The organism is Mesorhizobium sp. M7A.F.Ca.CA.004.04.2.1 (genome assembly GCF_004022825.1).
In the GTDB taxonomy this organism is placed as follows: domain Bacteria; phylum Pseudomonadota; class Alphaproteobacteria; order Rhizobiales; family Rhizobiaceae; genus Mesorhizobium.
In genome coordinates, this window is sequence record NZ_RZPH01000549.1 from 1 (window position 1) to 4,031 (window position 4,031).

Consider the following 4,031-nt stretch of genomic DNA (forward strand, 5'->3'; position numbering starts at 1 on the left):
GGGCAATCCGACCTCTCCCCGAGGGGAGAGGAGCTTGCAGCGCCGACGTCGACCTCTTCTCCCCTCGGGGAGAAGGTGGCCGCGAAGCGGACGGATGAGGGGGTGGCCTCGCGCTTGCGGGAATCTACTTCCCCGCCCGTCGCCCCGCCTCATAGGCCCGGCGTGCCCAGATCGTCATCTCGTCGGGATCATCGAAAGCGCTGTCTGGAACGCTCCAGTAGGGCATGGCGACCAGCTTGCCGTGGCGCGAGCCGGTATAGGTCCATTGCGTGCAGCCGGCGGCCTCGAACTCGGGCACGCTTTGCTCGTCGGCCTTCAACAGCAATTCGCCACGCAGCACGATGGCGACGATGACACCGTCGAAATAGATGCCCTTGCCGCCGAACAGTTTTCGGATGCTGACCGGGCCGAGGCCTTCGAACAGTTCGGCGATGCGTTCATTGTCCATGCCGCGATCATGTCACCGGCGTTTGGCCTTGTCATCGCCGCAACCAAAATCATGCTGACAGGTTGTGTGAGGTCGATCGGAGTTCCCGCTATGCCCGTGCTGCTCAAAGGCTCCTGCCGCTGCAATGCCGTCCGTTTCGAGGTGGAGAGCCACACGCCGGCGCCATTCATGCTGTGCTACTGCTCGATCTGCCGCAAGCAGCAGGGCGGCGGCGGGTTTGCCATCAATCTCGGTGCCGACAACGAAACACTGAACATCAGGGGCAAGCGCAGCCTCGGCGTCTTTCGGGCGGAGATCGAGGACGACGAGCATCCGCATTGCGAAATCTCGACCGGCGAGCGCAATTTCTGCAAGAAATGTGGATCAGCCCTTTGGCTCTACGACCCGACATGGCCGGAGCTGGTGCATCCCTTCGCTTCGGCGATCGACAGCGATTTACCCATTCCGCCAAGCAAGGTGCACCTCATGCTGAAATACAAGGCGAACTGGGTGGAGCCGGTGGTTGGCAAGCATGACAAGGTCTTCGACGTCTATCCCGAGGAATCGATCGCCGACTGGCACAAGCGCACGGGCATGTGGGTGGATTAGCCCCGTAAACGGGCGAAGGAGGGTCAGGCGGAGGCGCGTGCCTCTGCCAGCGCCTTCAGGTCGGCCGGCTTCAGTTCGACGGATTCGCCGCAGCCGCAGGCCGAACTCTGGTTCGGATTGTGGAAGGTGAAGCCGGTGCGCAGCGTCGTCTGCTCGAAATCCATCTCGGTGCCGAACAGGAATAGCGCTGCCTCGGGCGCCACATAGACATGCGCGCCGTCGCGCTCGATATGGTCGTCCTTGGTATTGGGCTCGGTCACCAGATCGACCGTATATTCCATGCCCGCGCAGCCGCCCTTCTTGATGCCGAGGCGGATGCCGTGCGCATTGTCACGCGTGGCGACAATCTCGCGCACCCGGTCGGCGGCCTTTTCGGTCATCGTGATGACGGCAAAGCGTCCCATTCTTTTTCCTTCCATTCCATGCAGGTTCAAGGCCTGCCGAATGATTCCTCACCTAAAATGGTGAAGTTTTACCCCTGGCGCAAGTATGCCAGGCCCAACGCTAGTACCAACCCACCGCGACCTGCGCCTCTTCCGACATGCGGTCGGCCGACCACGGCGGGTCGAAGGTCATGTTGACCTCGACGCCGGACACGCCTTCGACGGCGCCGACGGCATTTTCGACCCAGCCGGGCATTTCGCCGGCGACAGGGCAGCCCGGAGCGGTCAGCGTCATGTCGATCTTGACCGAGCGATTGTCCTCGATGTCGATCTTGTAGATCAGGCCGAGCTCGTAGATATCGGCCGGGATTTCCGGATCGTAGACCGTCTTCAGCGCCGAGACGATGTCGTCGGTCAGCCGCGCCAGTTCGTCGGCTGGAATGGCTGATCCCGAAACCAGCGTATTGGGCGCGGTTTCCGGAGTGGTCTCGGCAGCGATGCTTGCATCATCCATGGTCGTCACCCAAAAAACTCGTCATCCGAAGAATTTGCGCGCTTTTTCAAGCGCCTCGGCCAAAGCGTCGACTTCGGCCCTGGTATTATACATGCCGAACGATGCCCTGCATGTGGAGGTTACGCCGAAGCGTTTCAACAGCGGCTGGGCGCAATGCGTGCCCGCCCGCACCGCAACGCCCTGCCTGTCTATCACCATCGACACGTCATGCGCATGAATGCCTTGCAGTTCGAACGAGATGATGGCGCCCTTGCCGGGCGCATCACCGAAGATGCGCAGCGAATTGATGGAGCGCAGCCGCTCATGCGCGTAGTTCTTGAGGTCTTCCTCATGGGCGGCAATGCGCTCGCGGCCGATCGTTTCCATATAGTCGAGCGCGGCACCCAGCCCGATCGCCTGGACGATCGGCGGCGTGCCGGCCTCGAAGCGGTGCGGCGGCTCGTTGTAGGTGACGATGTCTTCCGTCACCTCCTCGATCATCTCGCCGCCGCCCATGAAGGGCCGCATGCCAGCGAGAATGTCCTTCTTGCCGTAGAGCACGCCGATGCCCGACGGGCCATAAACCTTGTGCCCGGTGAAGACGAAAAAGTCGCAGTCGAGATCCTGCACGTCGATAGGCATATGCACGGCGCTCTGACTGCCGTCGACCAGCACCGGAATTCCGCGCGAATGCGCAATGCGCACGATTTCCTTGATCGGCGTCACAGTGCCAAGCGCGTTCGACATGTGGGTAATGGCAACGAGCTTTGTCTTGCTGGTCAGCCGCTTTTCAAATTCCTCGATGTGGAAGACGCCGAGATCGTCGACCGGCACCCAGACCAGTTTGGCGCCCTGCCGCTCGCGGATGAAATGCCAGGGAACGATGTTGGAGTGGTGCTCCATGATCGACAGCACGATCTCGTCGCCCTCGCCGATGTTGGGCATGCCATAGCCATAGGCGACCGTGTTGATGGCCGAAGTCGTGTTCGAGGTGAAGATGATGTTGTCGGTGCTCGGCGCATTGAGGAAGCGGCGCACCGTCTCTCGCGCCTTTTCGTAGGCATCGGTCGCGGCGTTCGAGAGAAAATGCAGGCCGCGATGGACGTTGGCGTATTCCTGGGAATAGGCATGCTGGATTGTGTCCAGCACCGCCTGCGGCTTTTGTGCCGAGGCGCCATTGTCGAGATAGACCAGCGGCTTGCCATAGACTTCCCGCGACAGGATCGGGAAATCGCGGCGGATCGCTTCGACGTCGTAGAAATCTCCGATCTTGCCCGGTGCGTTCATCAAATCACCCGTGCGCCGCGAACCAGCCGTCGAGCCGCGCCTCCAGCGCTTCGACGATTGCCTCGTCGTCAAGTTCCTCGATCACCTCGGCGACGAAGGCCTTGACGAGCAAGCCCCGCGCGCTTTTCTCGTCGACGCCGCGCGCCATCAGGTAGAACAGATGGTTATGGTCGATCTCGGTGACCGTCGCGCCGTGGCCGCAAATCACGTCGTCGGCGAAGATTTCAAGCTCGGGCTTGGTCGAGAACTCGCCGTCGTCCGACAGCAGCAGCGTGTTGCAGGCCATCTTGGCGTTGGTCTTCTGCGCATATTGATGGACGTTGATGCGACCCTGGAAGACGCCGCGCGCCTTGCCCGTCACCACGTTGCGGATGACTTCCGTCGAGGTCGTGTGCGGCACGGCGTGGTCGAGCACCATGGTCACGTCGGTATGGGTGTCGCCGGCCAGGAGGTTGATGCCGCGCAGCTTGAAATCGGCGCCTTCGCCAGTCGTCCTGACCATGATCTCCTGGCGCACCAGTCTGCCGCCGGCGTTCATGACAAACAACGTCAGTTTCGCATTCTTGCCGATATGGGCCTTGAACTGCGCCAGATGCGCCGCCGTTTCCGGCTGCTCCTGGACGATCAGCCACGTCACCTCGGCGCCCTCGCCGAGCACGAGCTGGCTGACCGAGCTGCCCAAGGCAGCGCCGTCACCCGTCTGACGTTCGACGATGACGGCCTTGGCGCCGGCGCCGACACGCACTCGCAGGCGCACATGGGTCTGGCCGCCAGCCTGCAGGTTCTGCAGCTCGACCGGCTTTTCAAGTTCCACACCATCGGCGATGTCGAC

At 61.9% G+C, this 4,031-nt stretch carries 6 protein-coding genes; 1 reads left to right on the forward strand and 5 read right to left on the reverse strand.

The window, feature by feature from the left end; translation table 11 throughout:
* Positions 1-124 precede the first annotated feature (124 nt).
* Positions 125-448 (reverse strand): TfoX/Sxy family protein, encoded by a 324-nt coding sequence (locus tag EN893_RS22265; protein ID WP_127270731.1) that lies wholly within the window; start codon positions 446-448, stop codon positions 125-127.
* A gap of 90 nt (positions 449-538) precedes the next feature.
* On the opposite strand from EN893_RS22265, the gene EN893_RS22270 reads away from it, so the two are divergent.
* The gene (locus EN893_RS22270) at positions 539-1,036 is read left to right on the forward strand and encodes a GFA family protein (protein WP_127270730.1); all 498 of its coding nucleotides are present in this window, start codon (positions 539-541) and stop codon (positions 1,034-1,036) included.
* A gap of 23 nt (positions 1,037-1,059) precedes the next feature.
* Here the strand turns inward: EN893_RS22270 and sufA are convergent, their stop codons facing one another.
* From sufA to sufD, 4 genes are all read right to left on the reverse strand, one after another.
* Complete coding sequence (gene sufA / locus EN893_RS22275; protein ID WP_013532156.1) at positions 1,060-1,440, reverse strand: Fe-S cluster assembly scaffold SufA; 381 nt, start codon at positions 1,438-1,440, stop codon at positions 1,060-1,062.
* Between the two features lie 100 nt (positions 1,441-1,540).
* Entirely contained in the window at positions 1,541-1,933 is a 393-nt protein-coding gene (locus tag EN893_RS22280) for an SUF system Fe-S cluster assembly protein (protein ID WP_127270728.1), read from the reverse strand.
* 21 nt (positions 1,934-1,954) lie between these two features.
* Positions 1,955-3,199, reverse strand: coding sequence for a cysteine desulfurase (locus EN893_RS22285; protein ID WP_127270925.1), 1,245 nt, complete (start codon positions 3,197-3,199; stop codon positions 1,955-1,957).
* A gap of 4 nt (positions 3,200-3,203) precedes the next feature.
* Positions 3,204-4,031 (reverse strand): Fe-S cluster assembly protein SufD (sufD, locus tag EN893_RS22290; RefSeq protein WP_128361777.1); only part of this gene is annotated, 828 nt, incomplete at its 5' end.